Origin of the sequence: Rhodococcus sp. B50 (assembly GCF_013602415.1) — a bacterium.
Classification (GTDB): Bacteria; Actinomycetota; Actinomycetes; order Mycobacteriales; family Mycobacteriaceae; genus Rhodococcus.
On record NZ_WPAG02000002.1, the window covers coordinates 1,647,097 to 1,673,571 of the forward strand.

Here is a 26,475-nt window from a genome sequence, read left to right on the forward strand (position 1 = left end):
GGCGTCAGGCCTCGGGGTCGCGCATCAGGCGGGGCCGTTCGTGCTGGGCCGCGACCTTCCGCAATTCGGCTTCGGCCTCGAGCTGGGCGGAGGTCCGTGCCCACACCACGCGGGCCCAGTGGAAAACGACCACCATGACGGCGAACCAGCCGATCACGAGACCGAAACCCGGACCCGCGGCGGACGATTCGACGGGCAGGGTCTGGCGCGACCAGATCGCGAGCATGCCGAAGACGATGGTCACCGCCGAGCCGGCCAGGGACACCCACGCCAACACCCACTTGCGGGTGACGAGTGCGAGGATCGAACCCAGACCCGCGAAGACCACGGCGAATCCCACGAACAACCGCGACGGCAGGCCGATCTCCTCGGTGCCGGCATCCGGCGCGAACGACAGCACCTCCCATCCGTTGGCGGAGCCGGCGTGGGGCAGGCTGAACGTCGCCAGCAGGATCAGGACCGCGATCGCGACGAACATCGCCCGGGCGCCCGGGTCGATGTCGCTCGCCACCTTCCGTTCGGCGGCTTCGAGTTCGGCGCGTACGTCACCCGTCGCGTGGTGACCGTGCGGCTTGTCGGTGGTCATGCGTTGCATCCCATCTGAGGCGGCAGCGGGTCCGGGACGCCGATGCTCGGCAATCCGAGTCCGACACCGATCGGCGGTGTCTTGGGCAGCCGGCCCTGTTCGAAGTGGTCGCCCGCGCGTGTGCGGCGGTGCGTGAGGATCGGGGTATCGGCGACGAGGTGATGCGGCGCGGCGTCGCTGACGACGATCGTGATGACGTCGCCGGGACGCACCGCGGTGTCGATCGTGCCCTCGGGACGGAAGTGGACGAGGCGGCCGTCGCGGGCACGCCCACTCATCCGGGCGGTCTCGGCGTTCTTGCGGCCCTCCCCCGCCGAGACGAGGAGCTCGACCTCGGTTCCGACGAGCTTGCGGTTCTCCTCGAGGGTGATGCGTTCCTGCAGAGCGATCAGCCGCTCGTAACGTTCCTGCACCACCGCTTTGGGGAGCTGACCGTCCATGTCGGCGGCGGGCGTGCCGGGGCGCTTCGAGTACTGGAAGGTGAAAGCGCTGGTGAAACGCGCCTTCTCGACGACCTCGAGGGTCTGCTGGAAGTCCTCCTCGGTTTCGCCGGGGAAGCCGACGATGATGTCGGTGGTGATCGCGGCGTGCGGCATCGCGGCACGGACCCGCTCGATGATGCCCAGGAAGCGTTCCTTGCGGTACGAGCGGCGCATGGCACGCAGAATCCGATCGCTGCCGGACTGCAACGGCATGTGCAGCTGCGGGCACACGTTCGGGGTCTGGGCCATCGCCTCGATGACGTCGTCGGTGAACTCCGCCGGGTGCGGGGACGTGAAGCGCACCCGCTCCAGGCCCTCGATGTCGCCGCACGCACGCAGCAGCGACGCGAAGGCACCCCGGTCGCGGGGCTGCTCGGGATCGGCGAAGGATCGTCCGTAGGAGTTGACGTTCTGACCGAGCAGTGTCACCTCGAGCACGCCCTCGTCGACGAGTGCCTGCACTTCGGCGAGGATGTCGCCTGGACGCCGGTCGACCTCCTTGCCGCGCAGCGACGGCACGATGCAGAAGGTGCACGTGTTGTTGCAGCCGACGGAGATCGACACCCATCCGGCGTACGACGACTCGCGCTTGGCGGGCAGCGTCGACGGGAACGCCTCGAGTGCGTCGAGGATCTCGACCTCGGCGCGGCGGTTGTGCCGTGCGCGTTCGAGCAGGGCGGGAAGATTGCCGATGTTGTGCGTGCCGAAGACCACGTCGACCCAAGGCGCCTTCTTCACGACCGTGTCGCGGTCCTTCTGGGCGAGGCAGCCGCCGACGGCGATCTGCATGTCGGGGTTGTCGTCCTTGACCGGGCGCAGATGACTCAGATTGCCGTACAGCTTGTTGTCGGCGTTCTCCCGCACCGCGCACGTGTTGAACACGACCAGATCGGGTGACGCACCGGGAGCGGCCTTGGCGAAGCCGGCGTCCTCCAGCAACCCCGACAGGCGCTCGGAGTCGTGTACGTTCATCTGGCAGCCGTAGGTGCGGACCTCGTAGGTCCGGGCACCGGTACGGGGGGGTTCTTCGTCGATCAGTGACACGTCTCAGGGTATCTCACCTCGACCGGTCCCCTTTCCACGCGCCGACCCCCATGAGCCCCATCGACGTGGCCGTCACTGCTCGTGCCGTAAAAATCCCGTGACGCGTGCGGCGAAGGTGTCCCGAAATGCGAAGTCTCGGGCGTCGGACGGCATAGGGTCTGCAGATATGACATCAGCGGCAGCCGGAACGGATCGTCCGTCCGAGAAGTCGGACACCAGCTCGTCCATGATCTCCATGAACGGGGTGAACAAGCATTTCGGATCCCTGCACGTCCTGCAGGACATCAACCTCGAGATCCCACGAGGACAGGTCGTCATCGTCGTCGGCCCGTCCGGTTCGGGGAAATCGACCCTCTGCCGCACCATCAACCGGCTCGAACCGATCGACACAGGCGAGATCCACGTGGACGGCACCCTGCTGCCGGAAGGGGGCCGGGCGCTGGCCCGCCTGCGTGCGGACGTCGGCATGGTGTTCCAGTCGTTCAACCTCTTCGCCCACAAGACGATCCTCCAGAACGTCATGCTCGGCCCCCTCAAGGTGCGCAAGATCAAGAAGGAACAGGCCCGCGAGTCGGCGATGGCGCTGCTCGACCGGGTCGGGATCGCCAACCAGGCCGACAAGTACCCGGCACAGCTGTCGGGCGGCCAGCAGCAGCGCGTCGCGATCGCGCGGGCCCTCGCGATGAACCCGAAGGTGATGCTGTTCGACGAGCCCACCTCCGCTCTCGACCCGGAGATGGTCCAGGAGGTCCTCGACGTGATGACCTCCCTGGCGAAGGAGGGCATGACGATGGTCGTGGTCACCCACGAGATGGGATTCGCCCGCAAGGCCGGCGACCGCGTGCTGTTCATGGCCGACGGCCGCATCGTCGAGGACACCGATCCCGAGACCTTCTTCACAGCACCGAAATCCGATCGTGCCAAGGATTTCCTCGGCAAGATCCTCAGTCACTGACCATGTCCCGCATCCGACGGGCCGGCCGGCCCGTCGGACGTCGTTCGAACCGCACCGGAGGTATTCGATGAAATTGTCCCGCTCCATCCGCCTGGGCATCGGCGCCGTCGCCGTGGCAGTGGTCGCCACGGCGTGCGGTGGCGACGAGACGCGCAGTGTCTCGCAGTCCGCGGAGAACGGCACCCTGACGGTCGGTATCAAGTTCGACCAGCCGGGCCTGGGCCTGCGCAACCCGGACGGTTCGTTCAGCGGGTTCGACGTCGAGGTCGCCAAGTACGTCGCCGGTCAGCTCGGAGTCTCCGAGGAGAACATCGAGTTCAAGGAAGCCCCGTCCGCCCAGCGCGAGACCCTCATCCAGAACGGTGAGGTCGACTACATCGTCGCGACGTACTCGATCACCGACACCCGCAAGGAGAAGGTGGACTTCGCCGGTCCGTACTTCATCGCCGGGCAGTCGCTCCTGGTGCGCGCGGACGACACCGAGATCACCGGACCCGATTCGCTCAGCGGCGGCAAGCGTCTGTGCTCGGTGGCGGGTTCGACCCCGGCCCAGAACGTGAAGGACAACTACGCGCAGGACGTTCAGCTCCAGGAGTTCGATACCTACTCGCTGTGTGTCGAAGCGCTGCGTAACGGTGCGGTCGACGCGGTGACCACCGACGACATCATCCTCGCCGGCTACGCCGCACAGAGTCCGGGCGACTTCAAGGTCGTCGGCGAACCGTTCACCACCGAGCGCTACGGCATCGGTCTCGCCAAGGGCGACGACGAGTCCCGCAACGCGATCAACGACGCGATCGAGGAGATGATCGCCAGCGGTGCGTGGGAGGCCGCATTCCAGGAGACGGTCGGCGCCTCCGGTTACGAGCTCCCCGAGCAGCCCCAGGTCGATCGCTACTGAGTACGGGTTCCACCCGTCCCGTCCGCCGGTGCGGCCGGTCCGTGAGATCTCCACGGGCCGGCCGGACCGTTCCGGACCCCACCCCGTCCCCTCGATCCCGGAGTGACCTGTGGATCTGTTGAGCAAGTACAGCAGCCAGCTACTCGACGCGTTCTGGACCACGATCCAGTTGACCGTCATCTCGGCGATCGGCGCGCTGATCCTCGGAACGATCCTCGCCGCGATGCGCGTGTCCCCGATTCCCGTGGCGCGCGCCGTCGGTACCGCCTACGTGACGATCTTCCGTAACACACCGCTGACGCTGATCATCATCTTCTGCTTGTTCGGTCTGTCCCAGACGCTCGGCATCAAGCTGGCCTCCGAGTCGTCGCCGACATTCCTGGTGGACAACAACTTCCGGCTCGCGGTGCTGGGTCTGAGCGTCTACACGGCGGCCTTCGTGTGCGAGTCGCTCCGGTCCGGCATCAACACGGTCTCGCTCGGACAGTCGGAGGCCGGCCGCTCGCTGGGTCTGACGTTCGGCCAGAACCTGCGCCTGATCGTCCTTCCCCAGGCGTTCCGCGCCGTCATCGCCCCACTCGGCTCGGTACTCATCGCGTTGACCAAGAACTCGACGATCGCCTCCGTGATCGGCGTGTCCGAGGCCTCGCTGCTGATGAAGACGATGATCGAGAACGAAGCGGCCATCTTCGTCGTCGGTGGCATCTTCGCGCTCGGATTCGTCATCCTCACCCTCCCCACCGGCCTGTTGTTCGGCCGGCTCAGCAAGCGATACGAGGTTGCCCGATGAGCGCACACGGAACAGTTCTCTACGACGCACCCGGGCCCCGCGCGAAGGCGCTCTACCGGATCCTGTCGGTGGTCGTGGTCGCGCTCCTCCTCCTCGTCGGCTGGATCGTCTATCGCGCGCTCGACGCCAACGGACAGCTGACAGCGGCCAAATGGGAGCCGTTCGTCGAATCCACGAGCTGGACGACCTATCTGCTGCCCGGCATCCGCGGCACGATCATCGCGGCCGTCGCGTCGATCGTGCTGGCACTGGTCCTCGGCACGGTGCTCGGCATCGCCCGTCTGTCCGATCACCGGTGGGTCCGCGGGATCGCCGGCACGATCGTCGAGTTGTTCCGCGCCGTCCCGGTGCTGATCCTGATGATCTTCGCCTACCAGGTGTTCGCCGAGTACCGCGTCTTCAAGTCGGAGTATCTCGCGCTCGCGGCGGTCATCACCGGCCTGACCCTGTACAACGGCTCGGTCATCGCCGAGATCGTGCGAGCAGGCATCAGGTCGCTCCCGCGCGGCCAGAGCGAGGCCGCCTACGCCGTCGGTATGCGGAAGAACCAGCTCATGCGGTTGATCCTGCTGCCGCAGGCCGTCACGGTCATGCTCCCGGCGATCGTGTCGCAGATGGTGATCGCACTCAAGGACTCGGCCCTCGGCTACCTCATCGGCTACGTCGAAGTGGTGCGTTCCGGACAGCAACTCGGCGCGTTCTTCCAGAACTACCTGCCTGCGCTGCTGGTGGTCGCGGTGATCATGATCGTCCTCAACAGTGCGCTGACGCAGTTCGCGATCTGGCTCGAGAAGCGCCTGCGATCCGGAAAGCGCAAGAAGGGTGCCGTGGCGACCGAAGAGCCGCAGACCTTACCGACGATGTCGGTGCCGGGCCTGGACATGACCGGCGAGGGTCGCAAGTAGTGCGCCCGACCGGCGAGGTCCGGACGTAATGTTTCAGTCGTGCGGGAGGTCGCTCGCGTCGGCACCGAAGGCCGCGAGTTCCTCCCGCACGACGTCGAACGCCATTCCCTGCGCGTAACCGCGCCGGGCCAGCATGCCGACCAGTCGCCGCACCAGCTTGTCGCGTTCGGCCGCGATCTCGCGCCGATCGCCTTCGGTGGGTAGCGGCGGCTGGGTGCGGAGCTTCTTGCGGACCAGTTCGACCGCGCGTTCGCGTTCGTCGGCGGTGTCGATCTGATCGAGTGCGGCCGCCGCGTCGTCGGCGTCGATGCCCTTGCGGCGCAGTTCGAGTGCGATCGCTCGCTTGCCCTTCCCTGCATACAGATGCCGTGAACGTGCCCATTGATTGGCGAAATCCGCGTCGTCGATCAATCCGACCGCGGTGAGGCGATCGAGGGCGCGCTCGGCGATGTCGGCCGCGAAACCCTTCTGCTCCAGCTTCGCCGCGAGTTCGGACCTGCTGCGCGCACGATCCGTCAGCAGACGGAGGCAGACGTCCTTTGCCTGCGCTTCCGTACCGCCACCGGGCAGTTCCTGCTCGGTGCGAGCGGAACGCCGCCGCCCACGTCGTTCGGGCCGTCGTTCCTCGGGGTCGTCCATGAAGCGCACAGTAGCCGGACCCACCGACAGCGCCGCCGTGTGCGGATATGCCACGGGGGCACGGACGCGATGTGCGTCCGTGCCCCCGTGCAGCCTGGGCGGTGACTAGAAGTCGACCGACTCCTCGGCATCGCTCGGATCGGTGAGAACGGCACCGATGCCGAGCTTCTCCTTGATCTTCTTCTCGATCTCGTCGCGCACATCGGTGTTCTCGAGCAGGAACTTGCGGGCGTTCTCCTTGCCCTGCCCGAGCTGGTCGCCCTCGTAGGTGTACCAGGAGCCCGACTTGCGGATGAAGCCCTGATCGACACCCATGTCGATGAGCGAGCCCTCCTTCGAGATGCCCTGTCCGTACAGGATGTCGAACTCGGCCTGCTTGAACGGAGGCGAGACCTTGTTCTTGACGACCTTCACACGGGTGCGGTTGCCGACCGCGTCGCCGCCGTCCTTGAGGGTCTCGATCCGGCGCACATCCAGACGCACGGAGGCGTAGAACTTCAGCGCCTTACCGCCCGTGGTGGTCTCGGGCGAGCCGAACATCACGCCGATCTTCTCGCGCAGCTGGTTGATGAAGATCGCGGTGGTGCCGGAGTTGTTGAGCGCACCGGTCATCTTGCGCAGTGCCTGGCTCATCAGGCGGGCCTGGAGACCGACGTGGCTGTCGCCCATCTCGCCCTCGATCTCGGCGCGCGGCACGAGTGCTGCGACCGAGTCGATGACGATGATGTCGAGTGCACCCGAACGGATGAGCATGTCGGCGATCTCGAGGGCTTGCTCACCGGTGTCGGGCTGGGACACGAGCAGTGCGTCGGTGTCGACGCCGAGCTTGCGCGCGTAATCCGGATCCAGGGCGTGCTCGGCGTCGATGAACGCCGCGATGCCGCCGGCGGCCTGCGCGTTGGCCACTGCGTGGAGGGCCACGGTCGTCTTACCCGACGACTCCGGGCCATAGATCTCGATGACGCGGCCGCGCGGCAGACCGCCGATACCGAGAGCCACGTCGAGTGCGATCGACCCGGTGGGAATGACTGCGATGGGCGGACGTACGTCCTCGCCCAGGCGCATCACCGAGCCCTTACCGAAGCTCTTGTCGATCTGCGCGAGGGCGAGCTCGAGCGCCTTCTCGCGGTCGTGAGCCTGTGCTGCCATCTTGGTCCCCTTCATCGAATCTCGTCCTTGTTGTCGACGACGTTAGAACCCGGCACCGACAAGTTCGCCGCTGCGACCGCGGAACGCCGCATCTGTGGATGGAATCACCGCCTGTGGACAACACCCATCCGGTGCCCCCAGCATAGCCGAACACGTGTTCGAAATCCGGTCGCCGGGTATTCGCGGGCCATGGTCGCACCCCCGTCGGACAGAGAACGATGTCGCCCCGCGAGCCCCTTTCGGAGGCAGGCGGAATCCCTCGTGCCCGCTGGTGAACCGTGGCTACCGCCGCACGGGCGGGACGTCGAACTCGTCGCAGAGCGCGCGCCACACCTCGCGCGGTTCCTGCCCCGCCTCGATGGCCTCTGCCGGCGTCCGTCCACCGAGAGCGAGCAGCACATGATCACGCAGCAACGCATCGCCGTGCATCTGCCCGAACTCGTCCCGGACCACCTCGTAGAACTCCGTCAACCGCACCCCGACCACGGTAGTCGCGTGTGCTGTGCGGCGACAGTCAGTCCGCTGCGGCCTCGCACACCGGGACCGGGTCCTGCACGTCACGAGCACTGTCCGCGGCCGCACGAGCCGCGGCGGCAAAACTCGGCGACGACAGCACCGTGTCGATCGCGGAGCGGACCGCAGCCGCGTCGAGCGGACGCACCACCACCGCACTCCCCTGCCGTGCGGCGCGGTTCGCCAGCTCCCACTGATCGCCGCCTCCGGGCACGATCACTGCCGGAACCCCCGCACTCAGCGCTTTCGCCAGCATCCCGTGCCCACCCCCGCACACGACGACATCGGCCTGCCGGAGCAGGACGTCCTGTCTCCCGCGACCTGCGACGGCCCAGCTCGGGAGCGACTGCTCCGGGGGATCGAGCATCGTCGCAGCGATCCGCATACCGGTTCCGTCGAGGGCATCGCACACCGTCTCGACCATGCCGGTGACGCCGGTCGTCGCCGTCGACGGCGCGACCATGACCAGAGGGCCGTCGCCCGGCGGCGGATCGAGGATCTCCGCAGTGGGTTCCCACAGCAACGGACCGACCACGTGTGCGTGTCCCGGCCAGTCGGGGCGCGGCACCTCGAGCGCCGGAAGGGTGGCGATCAGCCTGGTCCGCGGTCCGGGATCGCGCTCGGGCAGACCGATCTCGACACGTGCGGCCGAGCGCTCCCGCTCCCCCTGCCGCAACGATCTCGCGGTCATCGCACGCAGCGCGGCGTCCCGCAACCGGCCCCGCACTCCGGTGCCCACGTCGAGACCACTGCCGATCGGCGGAAGCCCGCGCGACGGCAGGTACAGCGGGTGCGGCGAGAGCTCGACCCATGGAATCCCGAGGCGCTCGGCGGCCATCCCCCCGCCGGCGGTGAGAACGTCCGCCACCACGAGGTCGGGCAGCAGCGCACCGAGATCCGGAAGCATCTCGCTCGCGATGTGGGCGGCGCGGGCGTGGATCTTCGCTCCCGCGTCGCCGTCGTCGTCACCGACCCGGGGCGCGAGCCCCTTCAACTCCGCGACGGTCACACCGGGCAGATCGAGGCCGAGCCATCGTTCGCCTGTGAAGACCACCGCGTCGTGCCCGGCATCCGCGAGCCGCAGCGACAACGCGATCGCCGGAATTGCATGACCCGCATCGGGCCCGGCCACCACCGCCACTCGCACGCGCACAGCCTGCCACATGCCACCGAAGGCGGGACGCTTCCTATCCCGCGAAGGTGTACAACTCGAACCCGGAGGCGCGCTCGGCAGCGAAACCCGGCAGTGGCGCCGATGCGCGCTCCACCTGTTCTCGCGCTTGTGCCTCCACCGGCCTGTCGTCGAGAGCCTGCAGGTACAGACGGTGCGCCGCGAGGGACTCGACTGCCAGTTCGACCGTATCGGTCACGTCCACCGCGTGGGTCGGAGGCGAACCCGGACACACGGCAGCCCATCGCACGCCATGCCACGGTTCCAGACCGCGTTCGGTGAGTTCCGGGAAGATCCATTCGTTCGCGGCATCGGAGACGGCGTCGAGGACGCTGATCCCGAGTGCCCGATGGTCGGCACTGTTGACCCAGCCGGGCCGGGGCGACAGCCCGAACGCGAGCGTCACCACCATCTCGGGACGATGACGTCGGATGGCGGAAGCGATGTCGCGACGGAGATCGAGACTCGCGACGAGTCGACCGTCCGGGTGCCCGAGGAATTCGACGGTATCCACTCCGACGATCCGTGCGGACTCGCGCTGCTCCGACTCCCGCACCGGCCCGCTCTTCTCGGGCGGCAGACCGGCGATACCCGCCTCGCCACTGGTGGCCAGGACGTAGGAGACCTCCTTGCCCTGCCGGGTCCACCGAGCGATCGCCGCCGCCGCACCGTATTCGATGTCGTCCGGGTGTGCGACGACGACGAGTCCGCGTTGCCAGTCCTCCGGTACCGCCTCCATGGCTACCCCTTCGTTCTACAGTCGCGTCAGGTCGTGCTTGTCACCTCCCGATACTGCCTTGTACAGCAGGTATCCGCCGAAGATCACCGCGCCGAGCACGAGAAAGCCGAACAGGTTGTCGAGCAGGGCGCCGAGCACGGCGAGACCGACCCACACCACCGCGACGATTCCTACGATTTTCCAGAACATGGGTACTCCCACCTCGATGCCGACCTCTTCCGCGCCGGACTCCGTTTGCTTGGTACGCCTCGATCCTGACACCTCCGGAAGCGAAAAACACCAGGTCAGCACAGATATCAGGGAAAGATCAGGGGACACCCGGAGGTGCACCCCGGTGTGGTGTACGAGCACCCGGACACGGGTCGGTGACGCGCGGCACGCCGGTACGGCTTAGGCTCTACGGGTTCACCGTCCATATCAGAAGGCTGAGTAACCGTGTCCTCGTCCCGCCGTATCCCCGCGCGCGACCTCGCGCAGATCGCCGTCTTCGCAGCCCTGATCATCGCCCTGGGACTGCCCGGTCAGATCAGCATCGGATCGTCCGGCGTGCCCATCACGCTGCAGACCCTCGGTGTGATGCTCGCGGGTGCACTGCTCGGCGCGCGCAAGGGTGTCCTGTCGGTGCTCACCGTGATCGTGCTGGGACTGGCACTGCCCGTTCTCGCCGGCGGCCGCACGACCCTCACCTCGCTGGCCGGTCCCACGGTGGGATTCCTCATCGGCTGGATCCCCGCCGTCGCCGTCATCGGCTGGCTGAGCATGAGGATGCTGCCGCGTTACCGCACGCTGCCCGGTGCGGTCGTCAACGTCCTCGGCGGCATCGTCGTGCTCTACGCCTTCGGTATCGCGGGCATGGTCCTGCGCACCGATCTCACGGTGTGGGCCGCGGCCGCTGCCAACGTCACCTTCCTGCCGGGCGATCTGGCCAAGGCGGTCGTCGCCGCCGCGGTCGCCGCCCAGGTGCACCGTGCCTATCCCGCGCTGGTGGCGCCGCGTATCGCGCACCGCCCGGCGGCGGACCCCGCCCACTGACCCCGTCGGGCAACCGTCGATGAGCGAGATCCGATTCCGGGAGGTGCGGCACGCCTACGGCGACCGCACCGTCCTCGACGGGGTGGACGCCGTCCTCACCGAACGACGCATCGGCATCGTCGGTGCGAACGGCAGCGGCAAGTCGACGATGGCGCGGATGATCAACGGTCTGCTCGTCCCGTCGTCCGGATCGGTGACCGTCGACGGCCTCGACACGGCCCGCAAGGGCCGGGAGGTGCGCAAGAAGGTCGGTTTCGTCTTCACCGACCCGGACCACCAGATCGTCATGCCGACGGTGGCCGAGGACGTCGCCTTCTCGCTGCGTCGCAGCGGGCTCGGCAAGGAGGAACGCGACGCCCGGGTGCGGCAGGTCCTTGCCGATTTCGGGCTCGCGGGACATCACGACCATCCCAGCCACCTGCTCTCGGGCGGCCAGAAGCAGTTGCTCGCGCTCGCCGCGATCATGGTGACCGACCCGGCGGTGCTCGTCGCCGACGAACCGACGACCCTGCTCGACCTGCGGAACACGAAGCTCATCGCCCGCACGTTCGCGAGCCTGCCGCAGCAGGTGATCGCGGTGACTCACAATCTCGACCTGCTCACCGATTTCGACCGCGTCCTCGTGGTGGATTCGGGGCGGATCGTCGCCGACGACGAGCCGGTCGCGGCACTCGCGCACTACCGGAACCTGATCGAGTGAACACTTTCGGCCTCTACCACCCGGGAGCCTCCGTCCTGCACAGGCTTCCGGCGGGGGCGAAACTGCTCGCGGTCGCAGTGCTCATCCTCGTGCTGACCCTGTGGATCCGGCAGCCCTGGCAGGTGCTTCCCGCCCTGGGTCTGGCCGTGCTCGCCTATGCGGCCGCGCGGATACCGCCGCGTCTCGCCGTCGTGCAGTTGCGTCCGCTGGTGTGGATGCTGGCGATCATCGCGGTCTTCCAGGTGCTCGTGGCCGGCTGGGAACGCGCAGTGGTGATCTGCGGATCGCTGCTCGTGGCGGTCGCGCTGGCCGCCCTGGTGACTCTCACGACGCGGACCACCGACATGCTCGATGCGATCGTGCGGGCGGCACGCCCCCTCGCACGCGTCGGCGTCGACCCCGATCGGGTGGGTCTCGTGCTGGTGATGACCGTCCGGGCGATTCCGCTGCTCGGCACCGTGGTCACCCGGGTGACCGAGGCACGCAAGGCGCGCGGTCTCGGCTTCTCGTTGCGGGCCCTCGTGGTTCCGGTGGTGGTGGGAGCCCTGCGCACTGCGGAGGCGATGGGCGAGGCTCTCGCCGCACGCGGTGTGGACGACTGACGGCGAGCCGTCGTGAGCACCTGACGGCGAGCCGTCAGCTGCGGTAACGCTGGTCGATCTGTCCCACTTCGCGCCAGGACTGTGCCCAGCTCTCGAGTTTGTCGGACGTGGCGATCAGTTCGGCGCGGCGCTGGTCGAGCATCGCGAGCGAGCGGTTGCCCTCGGCGGTCGCGGCGAGCCGGGCGGCGGCGGCGACGAGTTCTTCGAACTGGTCGACGCCCGTCCCGAGACGCTCACCCGCGTCGGTAATGGCGGCAGACAGGTGGGTCTTCGCGGCCGCACTGCCTCGCGCGGCGGATTCGAGGGCCACGACGTCCTCGACGACGGCGTCGAGTGCGGACGCGGCTGCGCGGGCCGCGTCGTCGATCTCGGTGAGATCCTCGGAGGCCACGGAGTTCGATCGCACGAGCACACCGAGCAAGCGCCTCAGGCTCTCCTCGTTCGCTGCGAGGCGTTCCATCGGTGCGCGGGCGACCGAACCGGCAGGTGGGAGCGACCGCCGGCGGGGAGGCGGTGGGGGCAGCGGTACCGCGTCGAGACGACGAAACGTCCGGACGGCGAGGACGGCGGGTATCGCGAGAGCCGCGGTCGCTCCCCCGGTCGCGACGAGTGTCCATTCGGGAGCCGATGCGACGGCGAGGGTGGCGGTGCCGATCGCCGTGGTGCCCGAAGTGGCTCCGAAGAAACTGGCACGCCGACGGGCGCGGCGCTTCTTGCGCCGCAACCGGGCAGTGGGATCGCGCCAGCGGCGGGCGGCGTCCATCGCGTTGTCGGTGGCGTCGCGGAATGCGGCGACGACCGAGCCGGGGATGTTCCCGGCCCGGTCGTCTCCGGAGGCGTTCACGGCGGATCAGTTCCAGGGGGTACGAGTCACCGGCCGGTGGTGCCGGCGGCGTTCGGAGGTTCCTTGCGGGTGTCGACGGCAGGGTTGGCGGGAGCACCGGGGAGTGCCTCGCCCTTCATCGACGCCCGGATCTGCTCGAGTCGGCTGTGACCGGCCATCTGGACGGTGGCCTGCTGCACTTCGAGCATCCGGCCCTGCACCGAGTTCTGGGCGAGCTCGGCCGAACCGAGTGCGTTGGCGTAGCGGCGCTCGATCTTCTCCCGGACGGCGTCGAGGCTCGGGGTGGTGCCCGGGGCCGAGAGGGTCGAATCCATCGACCGCAGCGACTCGCTCACGCGCTCCTGCATCTTGGCCTGCTCGAGTTGGCTGAGCAGCTTCGTCCGCTCGGCGACCTTCTGCTGCAGCGCCATGGCGTTCTGCTCGACGGCCTTCTTGGCCTGCGCGGCGGCCTGGAGCGACTGGTCGTGCAGCACCTTGAGGTCTTCGACGGACTGCTCGGCGGTGACGAGCTGCGCAGCGAACGCCTCGGCCGCATTCGTGTACTGGATCGCCTTCTCGGTGTCACCCGCTGCCGTGGCCTGGTCGGCCATCATGACGGCCTGGCGCGCGCTGGCGTTGAGCTTCTCGACCTCGTCCAGCTGCCGATTGAGCTTCATCTCGAGCTGACGCTGGTTACCGATGACGGAAGCCGCCTGCTGCGATAGGGCCTGATGCTGGCGCTGAGCGTCCTCGATCGCCTGCTGAATCTGGACCTTCGGATCGGCCTTCTCATCGATCTTCGAGTTGAAGAGCGCCATGAGGTACTTCCAGCCCTTGACGAAAGGATTAGCCATGGGTGTGATCCTGCCTCCATCTGGTACGCCGCGCCGAACGCGACCCGGTACGCGGCCCTCGCGCCCCGGTTCGAAGATCGCCGGTCCGCTGCTACCCCCGACGACCCACCTGCCCTGGCCGGGTCGGTGCACGCACTACGCCCCGGTCGATGTCGCTTACGCCCGCGTCCGGCAAGGCCGGCACGGTTCGTGATCCATGTTAGGCGGCTGCCAGCGCCTGTGCGGCGGGTGCAGGAATCACCATCCGCGGCTCCTGCGCGAGCAACCCGGGCTCGACGGTGGCGCCGTCGTCGGGTCGATCGGCGGAGATCGTCTCGGATGCGGTGCTCTCCATGTTCGCGCGACGGCCGAGTCCGTCCGCCAGCAGACCGCTCACGTCGAACAGCACGTCGGACAGCGGGACATCCAATGCGTCGCAGATGGCCGCGAGCAGTTCGCTCGAGGCCTCCTTCCTGCCGCGCTCGATCTCCGAGAGGTAACCGAGGCTGACCCGGGCGCTGCTGGAGACTTCGCGCAGGGTGCGGCTCTGCGAAACACGGGTGCGCCGAAGGCTGTCACCGAGTGCCTCACGCAACAACAGCGCCATCCCATCCTCCTTCGTCCGTCGTGCCGACACCTCGACAACGCACGACGACGCTGCGAGGTTCCCGCGGATCGATCGGACCTCGATACTGCGGTGTCCAGACATTACAACGCCCACAGCCGATGCAGACGAGCGAGTGGTCCCGACACAACGGTATCGACCGTCCCGAGCCGGATCCGCCATCGGTCGCCGCACGAGTTCCTTCGCCGGTACGCCGGTCCGTGTGGCGACCACCAGGGGTCGCCCGGCTTCACCGAGCGTCTTCACCCACCGCGCGACCGTCGTCCGGCGTGTTCTCCGCAGGGGTGTTCCCGGCATCGGCGGTCTCCACACGGGTGGTCTCGCTCCGGCGTACTCCGGTGCGTAGACGGATGGCCTGGACGACGTAGTCGAGCCCGGTCACCACCGTCAGCGCGACCGCCAGGATCATCAGGCCGATCGCCACCGGTTCCACCGAGTCGGGCAGGGGCAGCAGGTAGAGGCCGATGGCGAGCGTCTGCACCAGGGTCTTGGCCTTGCCACCGCGACTCGCCGGGATCACGGCGTGGCGGAGCACCGCGAAGCGCAGAGCGGTGATACCCAACTCCCGGGCGGCGATGATTCCGGTGACCCACCACGACAGGTCGCCGAGCATCGACAATCCGACGAGCGCCGCGCCGATGAGGGCCTTGTCGGCGATGGGATCGGCGAGTTTGCCGAAATCGGTGACGAGGCCGTGCTTTCGCGCGAGTTGACCGTCGATCCGGTCGGTGATGGCAGCGATCGCGAAGACTCCGGTCGCCGCGAGCCTCCACCCGGTGTCGTGCCCGTCGCCGACGAAGAGCAGCACCAGGAAGACCGGCACCAACGCGATCCGGCCCACCGTCAGGATGTTGGCGATGTTCCACAACGGCACCGGATCGTGCGGGCTCCCGGCGTGTGGTCCTGGTGCGGCGCCGCTCCCGCCCGACGCGGTGACATGCTGGCGGGGCGTGCTCATGTGCCCCACAATATCGGTAGCCGCACGCGCTACTGTTCACCGCATGACGACACCGCCGACGAACCACGAATCGAACGATCGAATGGTCGTGCGGCGCGCCCGAACCTCAGACGTGCCCGAGATCAAGCGGCTCATCGACATCTACGCGGGTCGGATCCTGCTCGAGAAGAACCTGGTGACCTTGTACGAGGCGATCCAGGAGTTCTGGGTGGCCGAACTCGGAGGCCATGTCGTCGGTTGCGGGGCCCTGCACGTGTTGTGGTCGGATCTCGGCGAGGTACGCACCGTCGCCGTCGACCCGTCGGTCAAGGGCCACGGTGCGGGTCACCTGATCGTGTCGCGCCTGATCGAGGTCGCCCGCGAACTCGAGCTGGAGCGGTTGTTCGTGCTCACCTTCGAGGTGGAGTTCTTCTCGCGGCACGGTTTCGCGGAGATCCAGGGGACTCCGGTGACGGCCGAGGTCTACGCGGAGATGTGCCGGTCGTACGATACGGGCGTCGCGGAGTTCCTGGACCTGAGCTATGTCAAACCGAACACGCTCGGGAATACCCGGATGCTCCTCACCCTCTGATCGAGCTCACGAAAGCGAGGCCCCGATGGCCCTGTTCGCCGTCGAGTACACCTATTCGGACGCGACCGCCGCGGCGCGCGACGAATACCGTCCGAAGCACCGCGCGTGGCTCGGTGATCTCGTGGAGCAGGGCGTCGTGCGGGCGACCGGTCCCTGGACGGACGGGTCGGGTGCGCTCATCCTCGTCGACGTGGCCGACGAGGCCGCGGCGCGCGAACTGATGGACCAGGACCCGTTCGCGCAGCGCGACCTCGTCGACGCCGTACGCATCACCGGATGGAACCCGGTGATGGGCGTGTTCAACGCTTGACGGGTTCCTTCGCCCCTCGCGTCTTCAACAGGCTCGCCACGGTCGTCACGACCAGCACCCCGACGATCACGATCAGCGACACCGCGGTGGAGATCTCCGGGACGGCGACGTGCTCGCCGCCGTTGATCCAGCCGAGCGTGTTCTCGTGCAGGGCGTGGAGCACCAGCTTCACGCCGATGAACGCCAGGATGATCGACAGTCCGTAGGAGAGGTAGACGAGCCGCTCGAGCAGGCCGCCGATGAGGAAGAACAGCTGGCGCAGGCCCATCAGCGCGAAGGCGTTCGCGGTGAAGACCAGGTACGGCTCGTTGGTCAGGCCGTAGATCGCGGGGATCGAGTCGAGCGCGAAGAGGATGTCGGTGAACCCGATCGCGACGAGCGCGAGCAACATCGGGGTGACCATCTTCTTGCCGTCGATGCGGGTGACGAGCCTGTCGCCGTCGTACTCGTCGTGCACCGGCAGGAACTTGCGGGCCAGCTTCACGATGCGGTTCTCCGAGATACCCTGCGGGTCCTCGCCGTGATCGCGGATGAGCTTGACGGCCGTGTAGATCAAGAAGATGCCGAAGAGGTAGAACACCCAGCTGTAGGCGTTGATCGCTGCGGCACCCACCGCGATGAAGGCGCCGCGCATGATCAGCGCCAGGACGATACCGATCGTCAGGACCTTCTGCTGGTACTCACGGGGCACCGCGAAGGTCGCCATGATGATGACGAAGACGAACAGATTGTCGACCGACAGCGCCTTCTCGGTGATGTACCCGGCGAAGTACTCGCCGCCGTAGGTCGGTCCCCATACAGCAAAGACGATGAGGCCGAAGACGATCGCGATGGCGATGAACACCGCCGACCAGAATCCGGATTCCCGCAGCGTCGGAGCATGCGGCTTGCGAACGTGGGCGAAGAAGTCGAAGACGAACAGTCCGATGATGACGGCGATCGTGATCAACCAGGTCGTCAGAGTAACGTGCACGGGCATCACAGCCTTCCGGTAGGTTGTCGTACCTGCCGGAGGTCTCTCCCGCCCGGATCGTTACCGGACCGACGGCCCCGGGACGGCGTCGGCGCCGCACGTGTTGACGAGACCGCCGCGGATCAGGGGATACTCCCCTCCACAGCTCCCTCGATTGTGCCACAGGCGCCTATTCCGCGCCCGACGGAGCCTCCGCAGCCTCGCCTCCACCGCGGATCGAGTACAGCAGGCCGTCGAGCTCCTCCGGCTTGACCAGCACCTCTCGCGCCTTGCTGCCCTCACTGGGTCCGACGACCCCGCGTGTCTCCATCAGGTCCATAAGACGGCCGGCCTTCGCAAATCCGACGCGCAACTTGCGTTGCAGCATCGACGTGGAACCGAACTGACTCGTCACCACCAGCTCGACAGCCTGGAGGAAGACGTCGAGGTCGTCACCGATGTCGGGATCGACGTCCTTCTTGTCGCCGGCCTTCGGGGCGGTCACGCCCTCGTTGTACTCGGGTTCGGCCTGGTTCTTCGCGAAGTCGACGACCGCCGCGATCTCCTCGTCGGTGATGAAGGCACCCTGCATGCGCACGGGTTTGCCCGCACCCATGGGCAGGAACAGCCCGTCACCCATACCGATGAGCTTCTCGGCGCCGGGCTGGTCGAGGATGACTCGCGAGTCGGTGAGCGAACTCGTCGCGAACGCGAGTCGCGAGGGCACGTTCGTCTTGATCAGACCCGTGACGACGTCCACCGAAGGCCTCTGTGTCGCCAGCACGAGGTGGATGCCGGCGGCCCGGGCCTTCTGGGTGATGCGGACGATCGCGTCCTCCACGTCGCGCGGGGCCGTCATCATCAGGTCGGCGAGCTCGTCGACGATGGCGAGGATGTAGGGATACGGCCGGTACACGCGCTCGCTGCCCAGCGGTGCGGTGATCTCTCCCGACTTCACCTTCGTGTTGAAGTCGTCGATGTGCCGCACGCGGTTGGCCTGCATGTCCTGGTAGCGCTGCTCCATCTCCTCGACGAGCCAGGCGAGCGCTGCGGCAGCCTTCTTCGGCTGGGTGATGATCGGCGTGATCAGATGCGGGATGCCCTCGTAGGGGGTCAATTCGACCATCTTCGGGTCGATGAGGATCATCCGCACTTCGTCGGGGGTCGCGCGGATGAGCAACGACACGAGCATCGAGTTGACGAAGCTGGACTTACCGGAACCGGTGGAACCGGCGACCAGCAGGTGCGGCATCTTCGCGAGATTGGCGGAGACGAAGTCGCCCTCGATGTCCTTGCCGAGACCGATGACCAGCGGATGGTGGTCGCGGCGGGTCGAGGGGGACGCGAGCACATCCGACAGACGTACGAGCTCACGGTCGGTGTTGGGGACCTCGATACCGACGGCGGACTTGCCCGGGATCGGCGCGAGCAACCGGACGTTGTCGGTTGCCACCGCATATGCGATGTTGCGAGCGAGCGCGGTGATCTTCTCGACCTTGACGCCCGGGCCGAGTTCGACCTCGTAGCGGGTGACGGTCGGGCCGCGGGTGAAGCCGGTGACGGCGGCGTCGATCTTGAACTGCTCGAGGACCTCGGTGATCGCCTCGATCATCTGGTCGTTCGCAGCCGACCGCGTCTTCGGCGGGTCGCCCTTCGTGAGCAGTTCCAGCGAGGGGAGCGTGTAGTCGCCTTCGACCTCGCGGTCGCGAACGAACGTCTCGGCAGGTTCGGGCTCGGACGTCTGGTCGACGACCTCGGGAACCGGAGCGGGCTTCGGCTTCCTCCGTGCGGGAGCCGGCGCCGCGGCCCGACTCTCCGAGACCGAGGGCATCTCCAGCGTGGGAGGCGGCGACGCGGGCGTTTCGGGTTCGGGTGCCCGGACGTCCCACAGCGGGAGAACCTCGGTCTTCGCGTCGCCGTCGAACTCGTCGGGCGGATAGTTCTCCACCGGGGTGCGCCGCCGCCTGGACCTCTTCGGCGCGGGCGTCTCGTCGAGGGGGTAGCCGTCGGCGTCGAACATCGGCGGCTCGTCGTAGCCGTAGCCGTCGTCGTAGTGGTCGTCGTACTCGCCGTACTCGTCGTCGGCGCGGTAGCCGAGACCGAAGTAGTCGCGGAACAGTTCGGGCAGCTCACGCACCGTGGTGCCGGTGAGCAGCAGGATTCCGAAGCCGGCTGCGAGGAGCATCAGCGGCACGGACAGCCAGACGGTGAGTCCGGAGGTGAGCGGCCCGCCCACCGCGGCACCCACGAATCCGGCTCCCTCGGCGCGGCCCTCCGCGTCGGTGGGCGAGCCGGAGGCGATGTGCCACAGGCCGAGGGCGGGCAGACCTACGAGCAGTCCGCCGACGACGAGCCGGGGACGGATCTCGGGATGCGGTTCGGTGCGCATGAGGGTCACCGCGATCCCGACCGCGACGAGCGGAAGGACCGCGCTCGCGCCGCCGGTGACGGCGCGGACAGCCGTCTCGACCCACTCCCCCACCGGACCACCGACGCCGAACCACACCGTGCCGGCGATGATCACCCCGATCGAGATCAGTCCGAGCGCGATGCCGTCGCGGCGGTGGCCGGACTCGATCTCGGTGGCGCGACCCATCGTGCGGGTCGTGGCTCCGACGGCACGGGCCGTCATCATCCAGCCGGCACCGACGGTGCGGCCGACGGCGGTCAGGATGCCCCCGGAACTGCGCCGGGGCCGGGCAGGGGCGGGCCTGCGACCGGCAGCCGGGGCACGGCGCGCGGTGCCACCGCTGCGACGGTTCGTGGTCGAGGTCGAGGTCGCGGCGCGCGGCTTGCGCGCGGCAGTGGACCTGCCCGAACCGGCCGCCTTCGATTTCGCGGTCGATCCGGTCTTCGAGGTGGAGGCACCCGCGCTGCGGGCACGGGCCGTACTGCCGCCCGAGCTCCGCGCCCCCGTCCGCGACCGAGAGGTCGTAGACGACGTTCCGCGGCTACCCGACGACTTTCCTGCCATATCCGCCAGGGTAGCCGCACGGGCCTCTCATGAACCATCAGCAACACGGGTACCGGACGGCGGCACTGGTCACACGCCCCTCCGGAGCGGTCCTCACAATCCGCGTTTCGACCCCGCCAGTTCGGTCACCGCCGACTCGTCGCCCTCGATCTCGAGCCGCACCTCGTCGCGGCCGAATGCGTGCAACACGAGTTCGGACGGCTCGCCGCGCAGCACGACGGTGCGCGGCCCCCGCTTGCGCAGGGTGACCTTCTCGCCCGAGTCGGACCTCTCGAACACCACGGTGACGTCGCACCCGCCGTAACTGTTGCGGCCGAGCATCCGCGCGATCCGCCAGAGCTGGTCCTGGTCGTCCGCCGACAGCGCTCGCGGTTCCCATCCGGGCTGCGCGCGGCGCACGTCCTCGTGGTGCACGAACATCTCCGCCGCGTTGGCGACGGCGTCGAACAGGAACATCGGCGACCACTTCGGCGGGCCCGAATCGACATCGGCGAGCAGGTGCGCCCACTGCCGGTCGGTCGTGGAGCGTCGCACCTTCTCCGTGTGCCCGGCCAGGGCGGGAACGACGATGCCGGGCATCGCGTCGACGCGGCGCTCACGGACGAGCAGGTGCGCGGCGAGATCCCGGACCGTCCAGTCGCCGCAGAGCGTGGGCGCGTCGGGTCCGACCTCGGACATGGTGCGGACGAGGGCATGTCGTTCGCTTCGGGCGAGGCTCATTCCGCCACTCTAGCGACCGCTCCCGCCCTCGCCCATCGCACGATCCGCGTGTTCTCCGGGCCCCACCGACCGTACTCGCCGACCGCGCTCAGGAGACCGGGATCACCGTGGGCACGATCATCGGACGACGGCGGTAGGTCTCGGCGACCCAGCGGCCGACGACGCGGCGGATGCCCTGAGCGATGCGATGGGTCTCGGTGACCCCTTCGGCGGCGAGTTCGTTGAGCGCCTTGTCCACGAGCTGCGCCGCTTCGTTCAGTGCGGCCGGGTCGTCGGAGAAGCCGCGACCCGAGACCTCCGGGGTACTCACCGCACGGCCGGTGGCGGCGTCCACCGCGACGGAGATCGAGATGAAGCCGCCTTCGCCGAGGACGAGACGATCGGAGAGGGTGGACTCCCCCACGTCGCCCACCGACAGACCGTCGACGTAGACGTGACCGACCGGGACCCGCCCGACGATCTGCGCGAGCCCGTCGACCATGTCGACGACCACACCGTCTTCCGCGAGCACGATCCGCTCGCGGGGAACACCCGTGGCCTCGGCGAGGGCGGCGTTCGCCCGCAGGTGGCGCCATTCGCCGTGGACCGGCATCGCGTTGGTCGGGCGCACCGCGTTGTAGAGATAGAGCAGCTCGCCGGCCGAGGCGTGGCCGGAGACGTGCACCTTCGCGTTCTGCTGGGTGACGACCTTCGCTCCGCGCTTGGCGAGACCGTTGACGACCGCGAAGACGGAGTTCTCGTTGCCGGGGATCAGCGACGACGCGAGCACGACGAGGTCGTCGGCCCGGATGTTGATCTGCCGGTGCTCACCTCGGGCCATCCGGGACAGCGCCGAGAGTGGTTCGCCCTGCGAACCGGTGGACACCAGCACGATGCGGTCGTCGGGCAGGCTCGCCGCGGTGTCGATGTCGACCTCGAGGCCGTCCGGCACGTTCAGGTAGCCCAGATCCTGTGCGATCTGCATGTTGCGGACCATCGACCGGCCGACGAACGCCACGCGCCGGTTGTAGCGCTCGGCGACGTCGATGATCTGCTGGATCCGGTGCACGTGGCTCGCGAAGGACGCGACGATCACCCGGTTGGTGGCCTTGCCGATGACGGTGTCGAGCACTCCGCCGATCTCGCGCTCGGGCGTCACGAAACCGGGGACCTCGGCGTTCGTCGAGTCGACGAGGAACAGGTCGACGCCCTCGTCGCCGAGGCGGGAGAAACCCGCGAGGTCGGTGAGGCGGTTGTCGAGCGGCAGCTGGTCGAGCTTGATGTCGCCGGTGTGCAGCACGACACCCGCGGCGGTGCGGATCGCGACGGCGATCGCGTCCGGGATGGAGTGGTTGACCGCGAAGTACTCGCACTCGAACGGTCCGTGCGAGGTGGTCTGCCCCTCGACGACCTCGACGAGATTGGGACGCTGACGGTGTTCGCGGCACTTGGCCGCGACCAGCGCCAAGGTGAACTTGGAACCGACGACCGGGATGTCGGGTCGCAGGCGCAGCAGGAACGGCACGGCACCGATGTGGTCCTCGTGGCCGTGGGTGAGGACGATTGCCTCGACGTCGTCCATCCGGTCCTCGATGTACCGGAAGTCGGGCAGGATCAGGTCGACGCCCGGCTGCTGATCCTCGGGGAAGAGCACACCGCAGTCGACGATCAGGAGCCGTCCCTGGTGTTCGAAGACCGTCATGTTGCGGCCGATCTCGCCGATACCTCCGAGCGCAACGACCCGCAGTCCGTCGCGAGGAGCCTTCGGAGGCGTACCCAACCGCTCGGTGGGATCGACGACGCGTGCATCGGGCCGCTGGGGAGTGGCGGAGTTCTGCACCACCCGGCGCGGGCCGCGGGAGGGCGGACCGGCGTTACGGGTGGCGCGGCCCCGGCCGCGATCGGGGCGGCTCATCACAGCACCCCCGCAGCCTGAAGATCCGCCGCGAGAGCGTCGATCTGCGCAGTCACCGGGGCAACCTGCGGCAGGCGAGGCTCTCCGACATCGATGCCGAGAAGTCGCAAACCTGCCTTCGAGGCACTCACCCCTCCCAGTCGAGCGACGGCCCGGTAGATGGGGACCATCGACAAATTGATACGGCGTGCGAGTTCGAGATCGCCGGCCTCGAAGGCGGTGTGCAGCTCGCGGAGACGAGCGGGCACGAGATGGCCGATCACGCTGACGAATCCGACGGCACCGACGGACAGCCACGGCAGGTTCAGCGGGTCGTCGCCCGAGTAGAACTTCAGGTCGGTGGCGCCGATCAGTTCGGCACCCGCGTTCAGGTCGCCCTTGGCATCCTTGACCGCGACGATCCGCGGGTGCTCGGCGAGCAGGCGCAGCGTATCGGTCTCGATCGGAACGACGGATCGCGGTGGAATGTCGTAGAGCATGACCGGCAGATCGGTCGCGTCGGCCACCGCGACGAAGTGAGCGTAGAGACCGGCCTGCGGGGGCCGCGAGTAGTACGGGGTCACCACGAGCAGTCCGTGCGCACCGGCCCGCGCGGCGTCGCGGGCGAGCTCGACACTGTGGGCGGTGTCGTTGCTGCCGGCGCCGGCGATGATCTTGGCGCGGTCGCCGACGGATGCGAGCACGGCCCGCATCAACTCGATCTTCTCGTTCTCGGTCGTCGTGGGCGATTCACCGGTCGTACCGGCGAGAACCAGTGCGTCGCAGCCACCGTCGACGAGGTAGTTCGCCAGACGCACGCCCGCATCCACGTCGAGCTTGCCATCGGCAGTGAACGGGGTCACCATCGCTGTGGCGACGGTGCCGAACGGAAGCTCGACAGCAGTTGCGGAATCACCGTTGGTCATGGTCAGAAGGCTACCGCGTGGCAGTGCCGTCTCGACACACGCCCGCCCCCCGAAGACGGATCCCGGATCGGTCACCTCGTCGATCGGAGATCGGTCACCTCGTCGATCGGAGATCGGTGACCTCGTCGATCAGAGATCGGTCGCGAGTGTGGGAGCGGCGATCTCGCTGCCGTCCGGCAACTTCGTGATCGTGAAGTCCGAGAACGCGTTCGGCGCGGCCTCCGCGAGCTGACGTACACATTCGACGGCGAGACGCCGGATCTCGACGTCCGCGTGTTCGGTCGCCCGCATGGCCACGAAATGCCGCCACGAACGGTAGTTACCGGTGACCACGATGCGGGTCTCGGTGGCATTGGGGAGCACCGCCCGGGCGGCCTCACGGACCTGCTTGGCACGCAGCGGCCCGGCGGGGAGATGCGCCAGCTTCTCGTCGAGCGCCGCCAGCAGTGCCACGTAGGCCTCGCGACTGCGTTCCGCGGCGGCGAAGAACAGCTCTTCGAGTTCGGCATCTCCCGCGATCGCCGGCGGAACCACCACCGGCACGTCGCCGTCGGCGACGAAACGCTGCGACAGCTGCGAGAACGAGAAGTGCCGGTGCCGGATCAGTTCGTGCGTGCACGAACGCGAGATGCCGGTGATGTAGAAGGTCGCGGTGGCGTGCTCGAGAACGGACAGATGTCCGACGGTGAGCAGGTGGCGGAGGTAGCCGGCGTTCGTCGCGGTGCGGGGGTTGGGCTTCGACCAGCTCTGGTAACAGGCGCGACCGGCGAATTCGATCAACGCTTCGCCGCCCTCGGCGTCGGTGTCCCAGGCAACGTCGTCGGGGAGGTGGAACTCCGTCGTGGCGATGAGCCGGACCTTCGGATCGGCGGATTCGGGCGCCATCGTCTCCTCCTCGCCTCTGCCGTTGCGCCCTCCCGGGACGCACGGTCTCTTCCGTCCGCACAGTAACGCGCCTCGACCTGCACCGATCGATGACGCCATCATGGCACCTTGCGTGACATCATTGATGACGCCACACTGGCGTCATGGACATCGACAAATACACGTCCGCCATCACCGACTCCGTGATCGCGGCGGCCGAACTCGGCGACGAACAGACCCGGCGTACCGCCGCGGCCCTGGCGACGGCCATCGCCGCTCCCGTCCGGCTCGCGCTCCTGGCCGCTCTGTCCGACATGGCCAACGAGGTCAGCGGCGAACTCGGCGACCGCACGGTCACCGTGCGCCTCGACGGCACCGACGCGGTCCTCGCCGTCCACAGCGAACCCGCTGCCCCGCACGAGGATCCGACGCCGTCCTTCGAGGAGATGACGGGCGATATCAGCCGGGTGACCCTGCGCCTCGTCGAGCAGATCAAGACCAAGGCAGAGGAAGCGGCACAGCAGAGCGGCCTGTCGCTCAACTCCTGGATGGCGCAGGCCGTGCAGGGGGCGCTGCGGGAGCAGATGCGCTACCAGCGCCGGGCCGACGAATGGCGCCGCCAGGGCGGCTGGGCCAAGCCCACCCCGCCCGCACCCACCGAGCAGCAGTCGTCCGACCACGACGACACGACAGGACCGAACGACACCACCGGCCGCGACGACACGGATCCTCGCGCCGACACGTGAGGCAACTCACCGCACGATAGAGTGCCGACGCACACATATCGGGCGACACGGAGGGCGCATGGCGGTCAGCAGCACCAGGAGTTTCGACATCGACGCAGACCCGGAGCAGGTGATGGCCGCGCTCGCCGCGGTCGAACGCCTGCCCGAGTGGTCGTCGACCCACAAGTCCGTCACCGTCGAGTCCACTCATCCCGACGGACGGCCGCACCGCGTGCGGATGACGGTCTCGATCGTCGGCATCACCGACGAGCAGGTCGTCGAGTACTCGTGGAACGGCGACGAGTCGATGTCGTGGACCCTGGTGGAGAGCAGCCAGCAGCGGCAACAGGACGGCGCCTACACCCTCGCCGCCAAGGGATCCGGCACAGCGGTCGACTTCTCGCTGACCATCGACCCGAAGATCCCCGTCCCCGGCTTCCTCGTCCGGCGCGCCGAGAAGATGGCCCTCGAGACCGCAGGGAAAGGACTGAAGTCGTTCGCGGAAAAGAATTTTCGCTGAGCGCGAGGTGAAGGATTTCCGCTGATCGCGGGCGATCGATTCAGATCTCACCGGCTGCGGTCGCTGCGACGAGGGCGCCGAGCTCGTAGCACTGCTCGCGCACCTTCGCGTCGACCGGCCCGGTGATTTCGAGGTCAGCGGCGGCCTGCACGAGACCCAGCCCGGTGGTCAGGCGGCGAACCGACGCCACCGCCCCGGCGGTGTCGTTGTTTCCGTGCACCCACAGCCCGTAGGGGCGGCCGGCCACGGCGTCGAGACACGGGTAGTAGACGGTGTCGAAGAAGTGCTTGAGCGCACCCGACATGTAGCCGAAATTGGCGGTGGTGCCGAACAGGAAGCCGTCCGCGGCCAGCACATCGGGGACAGTGGCGCCCAGCGCGGGAACCACCCGGACGGTGACGCCCGTGATCTCCGGATCCCGAGCACCGGCCAGTACCGCTTCCAGGATCTCGCGGGTGGGCGGCGACGGGGTGTGGTGCACCACCAGCACCGTGCGGGATCCGTCCCCCCGTCCTGCCTCGTCCGGTCCCGCCTGGTCTCTCACAGCCTCGTCCGTCACATCAGCAGGCTGCTGCACCCGCGCAGGGTTGTCA

Annotated in this window: 30 protein-coding genes; 11 read left to right on the forward strand and 19 right to left on the reverse strand. The window is 68.0% G+C overall.

Translation table 11 applies throughout. The features are described from left to right. Positions 1-4: 4 nt before the first annotated feature. A complete protein-coding gene (locus tag GON09_RS07915) occupies positions 5-595 on the reverse strand; it encodes an Rv2732c family membrane protein (protein ID WP_213931328.1) in 591 nt (196 codons plus the stop codon). Next, complete coding sequence (miaB, locus tag GON09_RS07920; protein ID WP_213931329.1) at positions 583-2,112, reverse strand: tRNA (N6-isopentenyl adenosine(37)-C2)-methylthiotransferase MiaB; 1,530 nt, start codon at positions 2,110-2,112, stop codon at positions 583-585. Before miaB ends, GON09_RS07915 begins: the two co-directional genes overlap by 13 nt. 226 nt (positions 2,113-2,338) lie before the next feature. Between miaB and GON09_RS07925 the strand changes: the two genes are divergently transcribed. The 4 genes from GON09_RS07925 (at position 2,339) to GON09_RS07940 (ending at position 5,663) form a co-directional block, all read left to right on the forward strand. Further along, positions 2,339-3,067, forward strand: a complete 729-nt coding sequence (locus GON09_RS07925; RefSeq protein WP_213934343.1) for an amino acid ABC transporter ATP-binding protein — start codon at positions 2,339-2,341, stop codon at positions 3,065-3,067. A 67-nt stretch (positions 3,068-3,134) separates the two neighbouring features. Further along, the gene (locus tag GON09_RS07930) at positions 3,135-3,968 is read left to right on the forward strand and encodes a glutamate ABC transporter substrate-binding protein (RefSeq protein WP_213931330.1); all 834 of its coding nucleotides are present in this window, start codon (positions 3,135-3,137) and stop codon (positions 3,966-3,968) included. A 109-nt stretch (positions 3,969-4,077) separates the two neighbouring features. Then, complete coding sequence (locus GON09_RS07935) at positions 4,078-4,758, forward strand: amino acid ABC transporter permease (protein ID WP_213931331.1); 681 nt, start codon at positions 4,078-4,080, stop codon at positions 4,756-4,758. After that, positions 4,755-5,663 carry an amino acid ABC transporter permease gene (locus GON09_RS07940; RefSeq protein WP_213931332.1) on the forward strand — a complete coding sequence of 303 codons (909 nt, stop codon included), beginning with the start codon at positions 4,755-4,757 and terminating at the stop codon, positions 5,661-5,663. The genes GON09_RS07935 and GON09_RS07940 overlap by 4 nt, the downstream gene beginning before the upstream one ends. 33 nt (positions 5,664-5,696) lie before the next feature. On the opposite strand, the gene recX is transcribed toward GON09_RS07940, so the two are convergent. From recX to GON09_RS07970, 6 genes are all read right to left on the reverse strand, one after another. After that, positions 5,697-6,302 carry a recombination regulator RecX gene (recX, locus tag GON09_RS07945; protein WP_213931333.1) on the reverse strand — a complete coding sequence of 202 codons (606 nt, stop codon included), beginning with the start codon at positions 6,300-6,302 and terminating at the stop codon, positions 5,697-5,699. 105 nt (positions 6,303-6,407) lie between these two features. Further along, a complete protein-coding gene (gene recA, locus GON09_RS07950; protein ID WP_064065525.1) occupies positions 6,408-7,451 on the reverse strand; it encodes a recombinase RecA in 1,044 nt (347 codons plus the stop codon). 282 nt (positions 7,452-7,733) lie between these two features. Then, the gene (locus tag GON09_RS07955; RefSeq protein WP_026003514.1) at positions 7,734-7,928 is read right to left on the reverse strand and encodes a DUF3046 domain-containing protein; all 195 of its coding nucleotides are present in this window, start codon (positions 7,926-7,928) and stop codon (positions 7,734-7,736) included. A gap of 37 nt (positions 7,929-7,965) precedes the next feature. Further along, positions 7,966-9,111 (reverse strand): glycosyltransferase, encoded by a 1,146-nt coding sequence (locus GON09_RS07960; RefSeq protein ID WP_213931334.1) that lies wholly within the window; start codon positions 9,109-9,111, stop codon positions 7,966-7,968. A gap of 40 nt (positions 9,112-9,151) precedes the next feature. Next, on the reverse strand, positions 9,152-9,874 hold the full coding sequence (locus GON09_RS07965; protein WP_213931335.1) for a PIG-L deacetylase family protein: 723 nt from the start codon (positions 9,872-9,874) through the stop codon (positions 9,152-9,154). 15 nt (positions 9,875-9,889) lie between these two features. Then, on the reverse strand, positions 9,890-10,063 hold the full coding sequence (locus tag GON09_RS07970; protein WP_006551287.1) for a hypothetical protein: 174 nt from the start codon (positions 10,061-10,063) through the stop codon (positions 9,890-9,892). 246 nt (positions 10,064-10,309) lie between these two features. On the opposite strand from GON09_RS07970, the gene GON09_RS07975 reads away from it, so the two are divergent. From GON09_RS07975 to GON09_RS07985, 3 genes are read left to right on the forward strand one after another with little or no spacing between them, the layout of a single operon-like run. Further along, complete coding sequence (locus GON09_RS07975; protein WP_213931336.1) at positions 10,310-10,906, forward strand: biotin transporter BioY; 597 nt, start codon at positions 10,310-10,312, stop codon at positions 10,904-10,906. Positions 10,907-10,925: 19 nt separating this feature from the next. Continuing rightward, positions 10,926-11,606 (forward strand): energy-coupling factor ABC transporter ATP-binding protein, encoded by a 681-nt coding sequence (locus GON09_RS07980; protein ID WP_213931337.1) that lies wholly within the window; start codon positions 10,926-10,928, stop codon positions 11,604-11,606. After that, entirely contained in the window at positions 11,603-12,208 is a 606-nt protein-coding gene (locus GON09_RS07985; RefSeq protein ID WP_213931338.1) for an energy-coupling factor transporter transmembrane component T family protein, read from the forward strand. Before GON09_RS07980 ends, GON09_RS07985 begins: the two co-directional genes overlap by 4 nt. Before the next feature lie 34 nt (positions 12,209-12,242). Here the strand turns inward: GON09_RS07985 and pspM are convergent, their stop codons facing one another. The 4 genes from pspM to pgsA all read right to left on the reverse strand — a co-directional run bounded on the left by pspM (position 12,243) and on the right by pgsA (position 15,447). Next, positions 12,243-13,052, reverse strand: coding sequence for a phage shock envelope stress response protein PspM (pspM, locus tag GON09_RS07990; protein WP_213931339.1), 810 nt, complete (start codon positions 13,050-13,052; stop codon positions 12,243-12,245). Between the two features lie 26 nt (positions 13,053-13,078). Continuing rightward, positions 13,079-13,885 (reverse strand): PspA/IM30 family protein, encoded by an 807-nt coding sequence (locus tag GON09_RS07995; protein WP_026003485.1) that lies wholly within the window; start codon positions 13,883-13,885, stop codon positions 13,079-13,081. 199 nt (positions 13,886-14,084) lie between these two features. After that, the gene (locus GON09_RS08000) at positions 14,085-14,471 is read right to left on the reverse strand and encodes a helix-turn-helix domain-containing protein (RefSeq protein WP_213931340.1); all 387 of its coding nucleotides are present in this window, start codon (positions 14,469-14,471) and stop codon (positions 14,085-14,087) included. Positions 14,472-14,718: 247 nt separating this feature from the next. Further along, the gene (gene pgsA, locus GON09_RS08005; RefSeq protein ID WP_213931341.1) at positions 14,719-15,447 is read right to left on the reverse strand and encodes a CDP-diacylglycerol--glycerol-3-phosphate 3-phosphatidyltransferase; all 729 of its coding nucleotides are present in this window, start codon (positions 15,445-15,447) and stop codon (positions 14,719-14,721) included. A 43-nt stretch (positions 15,448-15,490) separates the two neighbouring features. On the opposite strand from pgsA, the gene GON09_RS08010 reads away from it, so the two are divergent. Together GON09_RS08010 and GON09_RS08015 are read left to right on the forward strand one after the other, a co-directional pair. Then, a complete protein-coding gene (locus GON09_RS08010; RefSeq protein WP_213931342.1) occupies positions 15,491-16,018 on the forward strand; it encodes an amino-acid N-acetyltransferase in 528 nt (175 codons plus the stop codon). A 25-nt stretch (positions 16,019-16,043) separates the two neighbouring features. Further along, on the forward strand, positions 16,044-16,328 hold the full coding sequence (locus GON09_RS08015) for a YciI family protein (RefSeq protein WP_213931343.1): 285 nt from the start codon (positions 16,044-16,046) through the stop codon (positions 16,326-16,328). Here GON09_RS08015 and GON09_RS08020 read toward each other — a convergent pair. From GON09_RS08020 to thyX, 6 genes are all read right to left on the reverse strand, one after another. Further along, positions 16,318-17,301 carry a TerC family protein gene (locus GON09_RS08020; protein WP_213934344.1) on the reverse strand — a complete coding sequence of 328 codons (984 nt, stop codon included), beginning with the start codon at positions 17,299-17,301 and terminating at the stop codon, positions 16,318-16,320. The two genes, GON09_RS08015 and GON09_RS08020, sit on opposite strands and share 11 nt — an antisense overlap. Positions 17,302-17,470: 169 nt before the next feature. Next, positions 17,471-20,254 carry a DNA translocase FtsK gene (locus GON09_RS08025; protein WP_213931344.1) on the reverse strand — a complete coding sequence of 928 codons (2,784 nt, stop codon included), beginning with the start codon at positions 20,252-20,254 and terminating at the stop codon, positions 17,471-17,473. A gap of 93 nt (positions 20,255-20,347) precedes the next feature. After that, positions 20,348-20,974 carry a TIGR03085 family metal-binding protein gene (locus GON09_RS08030; protein ID WP_213931345.1) on the reverse strand — a complete coding sequence of 209 codons (627 nt, stop codon included), beginning with the start codon at positions 20,972-20,974 and terminating at the stop codon, positions 20,348-20,350. Positions 20,975-21,062: 88 nt separating this feature from the next. Continuing rightward, positions 21,063-22,868, reverse strand: a complete 1,806-nt coding sequence (locus GON09_RS08035) for a ribonuclease J (protein WP_244865440.1) — start codon at positions 22,866-22,868, stop codon at positions 21,063-21,065. Next, positions 22,868-23,773 carry a 4-hydroxy-tetrahydrodipicolinate synthase gene (gene dapA, locus GON09_RS08040; protein WP_213931346.1) on the reverse strand — a complete coding sequence of 302 codons (906 nt, stop codon included), beginning with the start codon at positions 23,771-23,773 and terminating at the stop codon, positions 22,868-22,870. Before dapA ends, GON09_RS08035 begins: the two co-directional genes overlap by 1 nt. Positions 23,774-23,902: 129 nt before the next feature. Then, entirely contained in the window at positions 23,903-24,658 is a 756-nt protein-coding gene (thyX, locus tag GON09_RS08045; protein WP_213931347.1) for an FAD-dependent thymidylate synthase, read from the reverse strand. Positions 24,659-24,801: 143 nt separating this feature from the next. On the opposite strand from thyX, the gene GON09_RS08050 reads away from it, so the two are divergent. Beyond that, entirely contained in the window at positions 24,802-25,383 is a 582-nt protein-coding gene (locus tag GON09_RS08050; RefSeq protein ID WP_213931348.1) for a hypothetical protein, read from the forward strand. A 58-nt stretch (positions 25,384-25,441) separates the two neighbouring features. Continuing rightward, the gene (locus tag GON09_RS08055; RefSeq protein ID WP_213931349.1) at positions 25,442-25,882 is read left to right on the forward strand and encodes an SRPBCC family protein; all 441 of its coding nucleotides are present in this window, start codon (positions 25,442-25,444) and stop codon (positions 25,880-25,882) included. Between the two features lie 40 nt (positions 25,883-25,922). On the opposite strand, the gene GON09_RS08060 is transcribed toward GON09_RS08055, so the two are convergent. Then, complete coding sequence (locus GON09_RS08060; protein ID WP_213934346.1) at positions 25,923-26,426, reverse strand: flavodoxin family protein; 504 nt, start codon at positions 26,424-26,426, stop codon at positions 25,923-25,925. Between the last annotated feature and the right edge of the window lie 49 nt (positions 26,427-26,475).

Coding starts and splice junctions, on each gene's coding strand:
- GON09_RS07995 (WP_026003485.1), bottom strand. CDS start 13,885: ATGGCTAATCCTTTCGTCAAGGGCTGGAAGTACCTCATGGCGCTCTTC.
- GON09_RS08025 (WP_213931344.1), bottom strand. CDS start 20,254: ATGGCAGGAAAGTCGTCGGGTAGCCGCGGAACGTCGTCTACGACCTCT.
- GON09_RS07970 (WP_006551287.1), bottom strand. CDS start 10,063: ATGTTCTGGAAAATCGTAGGAATCGTCGCGGTGGTGTGGGTCGGTCTC.
- pgsA (WP_213931341.1), bottom strand. CDS start 15,447: ATGAGCACGCCCCGCCAGCATGTCACCGCGTCGGGCGGGAGCGGCGCC.
- GON09_RS08050 (WP_213931348.1), top strand. CDS start 24,802: ATGGACATCGACAAATACACGTCCGCCATCACCGACTCCGTGATCGCG.
- GON09_RS07925 (WP_213934343.1), top strand. CDS start 2,339: ATGATCTCCATGAACGGGGTGAACAAGCATTTCGGATCCCTGCACGTC.
- GON09_RS07930 (WP_213931330.1), top strand. CDS start 3,135: ATGAAATTGTCCCGCTCCATCCGCCTGGGCATCGGCGCCGTCGCCGTG.
- recX (WP_213931333.1), bottom strand. CDS start 6,302: ATGGACGACCCCGAGGAACGACGGCCCGAACGACGTGGGCGGCGGCGT.
- GON09_RS08055 (WP_213931349.1), top strand. CDS start 25,442: ATGGCGGTCAGCAGCACCAGGAGTTTCGACATCGACGCAGACCCGGAG.
- GON09_RS08000 (WP_213931340.1), bottom strand. CDS start 14,471: ATGGCGCTGTTGTTGCGTGAGGCACTCGGTGACAGCCTTCGGCGCACC.
- GON09_RS07965 (WP_213931335.1), bottom strand. CDS start 9,874: ATGGAGGCGGTACCGGAGGACTGGCAACGCGGACTCGTCGTCGTCGCA.
- GON09_RS07980 (WP_213931337.1), top strand. CDS start 10,926: ATGAGCGAGATCCGATTCCGGGAGGTGCGGCACGCCTACGGCGACCGC.
- GON09_RS08035 (WP_244865440.1), bottom strand. CDS start 22,868: ATGAGCCGCCCCGATCGCGGCCGGGGCCGCGCCACCCGTAACGCCGGT.
- GON09_RS07940 (WP_213931332.1), top strand. CDS start 4,755: ATGAGCGCACACGGAACAGTTCTCTACGACGCACCCGGGCCCCGCGCG.
- GON09_RS08010 (WP_213931342.1), top strand. CDS start 15,491: ATGACGACACCGCCGACGAACCACGAATCGAACGATCGAATGGTCGTG.
- dapA (WP_213931346.1), bottom strand. CDS start 23,773: ATGACCAACGGTGATTCCGCAACTGCTGTCGAGCTTCCGTTCGGCACC.
- recA (WP_064065525.1), bottom strand. CDS start 7,451: ATGGCAGCACAGGCTCACGACCGCGAGAAGGCGCTCGAGCTCGCCCTC.
- GON09_RS07915 (WP_213931328.1), bottom strand. CDS start 595: ATGCAACGCATGACCACCGACAAGCCGCACGGTCACCACGCGACGGGT.
- thyX (WP_213931347.1), bottom strand. CDS start 24,658: ATGGCGCCCGAATCCGCCGATCCGAAGGTCCGGCTCATCGCCACGACG.
- GON09_RS08015 (WP_213931343.1), top strand. CDS start 16,044: ATGGCCCTGTTCGCCGTCGAGTACACCTATTCGGACGCGACCGCCGCG.
- GON09_RS08030 (WP_213931345.1), bottom strand. CDS start 20,974: ATGAGCCTCGCCCGAAGCGAACGACATGCCCTCGTCCGCACCATGTCC.